This window comes from Streptomyces sp. PTL18 (genome assembly GCF_059510295.1).
In genome coordinates, this window is the sequence record NZ_JCAJZO010000083.1 from 1 (window position 1) to 2287 (window position 2287).

A 2287-nucleotide genomic window follows, 5' to 3' on the forward strand; every position below is an offset into this window, starting at 1 on the left:
TGTCGGCGTCGGGTGAATCGTGACCCACTTTGGGCGGTTGAAAAGTGACCCGTTTTGTGGGGATTCAGTCGTTGTCGGTGTCGGTGGGGACGCGTCCGAGTTCGCGTCCGCGCATGCGGTAGGAGTCGCCTTTGAGGGAGTGGACCTCGGCGTGGTGGACGAGGCGGTCGATCATGGCGGCGGCCACGGTCTCGTCGCCGAAGACTTCTCCCCAGCGCCCGAAGGGCTTGTTGCTGGTGACGATCACGGACGCGCGTTCGTAGCGGTTCGAGATCAGTTGGAAGAACAGGTTCGCGGCCTCCGATTCGAACGGGATGTAGCCGACCTCGTCCACGATGATCAGCGGGTAGCGGCCCAGGCGGGTGAGCTCGGCGGCGAGGTTGCCGGCGTGGTGGGCGGCGGCGAGCCTGTCGACCCACTCGGCGGCGGTGGCGAAGGCGACGCGGTGGCCGGCCTGGCAGGCCCGCACTCCCAGTCCGATGGCCAGGTGTGTCTTGCCCGTGCCCGGCGGGCCGAGGAAGACGACGTTCTCCTTGCCGGTGATGAAGTCCAAGGTGCCCAGGTGGGACAGCTGCTGGCGCGTCAGGCCGCGCAGATGGGTGACATCGAGTTCCTCGAGCGTCTTGATCGCGGGAAAGCGGGCGGCGCGTACTCGTGCTTCACCGCCGTGGGATTCACGGGCGGAGACCTCCCTTTGGAGGCAGGCGACGAGGTATTCGGCGTGTGTCCAGGACTCCTTGCGGGCCCGTTCGGCGAGCCGGTCGGCGGCGTCCAGCAGGGCCGGGGCCTTCAGAGCGCGGGCCAGGAAGGCCAGCTCAGAGGTGGTCTGCTGGCTGGTGCGGCGGCCGGCGGGGGCCGGGGCGGTGGTCTTGTCGACGGGCTCGGCGAGGGTGACCTCGCCGTCGTCGGCGGCGGTGCGGGCGGGCATCTAGATGGCCTCCTTGTCGGCGCCGCCGTCGATGACGGTGAACAGACGGTCATAGGTGCCCAGCTCGCGTTGTTCGACCTCGACCATCGGGCCGCCGCAGCCGACGGCCTGGATCTGACCCGTCGGCCGACGGCGGGCCTGGTGGCGCATCATCGCTCCTGCCTCGGCGTGTTCGGGATCGGTGATGGTCTGGTGGCGGGCCCAGCAGCGGACGTGCTGAGCGACGATCTCTCCGCCGGTGGTCAGGACGATGACCTGGTCGTTGTCGGTCAGCACGGTGACGTGGTGGCCGATGGCTGCGGGGTCGACGGAGTAGTCGCAGGTGTCGACGCGGACGTAGTGGTCGCGCCCGAGCCGGGTGGAAAACCGCCACCAGGTCGGCGGGTCGACCGCGGGCAGAGTGAGCATCCCGGCCCGGTCCGCCTCCCACCGGTCGGCCGGACGGGCGCCCAGGGTGCGGTGAACGCGCCGGTTGGCGACCTTCAGCCAGGCGTCGAGCTGGGTGTTGAAGTCGTCCGGACCGCTGAAGTGCCGGCCCGGCAGGAACGACGTCTCCAGATAGCCGTTCGCCCGTTCCACCAGCCCTTTCGCCTCCGGGTCCCGGGGACGGCACAAGTAGATCTTGGTGGCGAGCAGGCCCGCGAACGCGGCGAACTCGGATGTGGGACGGCCGCGGCCGATGCCGGCCTCGTTGTCCCAGACCAGCGTCTTGGGGACGGCACCCCACTGTGACAGCAGCCGCCAGTGCCCGTCGATCAGGTCACCCGTCCTCCTGGAGGGCAGCATCCTCGCGGCGATCACCCGCGAGTAGCCCGACACCATCACCAGCACCGGCGGACGTCCGGTCTGCCCATAGCCCAGCGGGATCTGGGCGTCGGGAAACCACAGGTCACACTGGGCCAGCTCGCCGGGCCGGTAGTTCGTGCGGGAGACCGGGTCGACCGGCAGATAGGCGGGGCGAAGCTCACGGATCCGGTCTTTGAGGACCGTCATCCCGCGTTCCCAGCCGATCCGCTCGGCGATCACCGTCGCGGGCATCGTCGGCGTCTCCCGCAGCAGTTCCCGAATCTGCACCTCCACCGCGTCGACCGCCGAGCCCTTCGCCGGCCGCTCGTACTTCGGCGGCCGGTCGCTGGCCAGGGCCCGCTTCACGGTGTTCTTCGAGATACCCAGATGCCGCGCGATCGCACGGATCGGCATCTGCTCCGCCCGGTGCAGGCGACGGATCTCTGCCCAGTCTTCCACGAGGATCACCCTTCCCTCCTGACCTTGAACAGCAAGGCCAGAATGAGATGAAAATCCACAAGTGGGTCAGTATTGACACGCCGTCAAAGGGTCAGAGTTCGACCGTCGCCGAGA

Annotated in this window: 2 protein-coding genes; both read right to left on the reverse strand. The window is 68.7% G+C overall.

Features of this window, described 5'->3' with window-relative positions; translation table 11 throughout:
* Positions 1 to 64 precede the first annotated feature (64 nt).
* Positions 65 to 928, reverse strand: a complete 864-nt coding sequence (gene istB / locus AC5WS8_RS39000; RefSeq protein ID WP_496108211.1) for an IS21-like element helper ATPase IstB — start codon at positions 926 to 928, stop codon at positions 65 to 67.
* Positions 929 to 2182: an IS21 family transposase gene (istA, locus tag AC5WS8_RS39005; RefSeq protein WP_496108212.1), complete on the reverse strand. Its 1254-nt coding sequence runs from the start codon at positions 2180 to 2182 to the stop codon at positions 929 to 931.
* Positions 2183 to 2287: the final 105 nt, after the last annotated feature.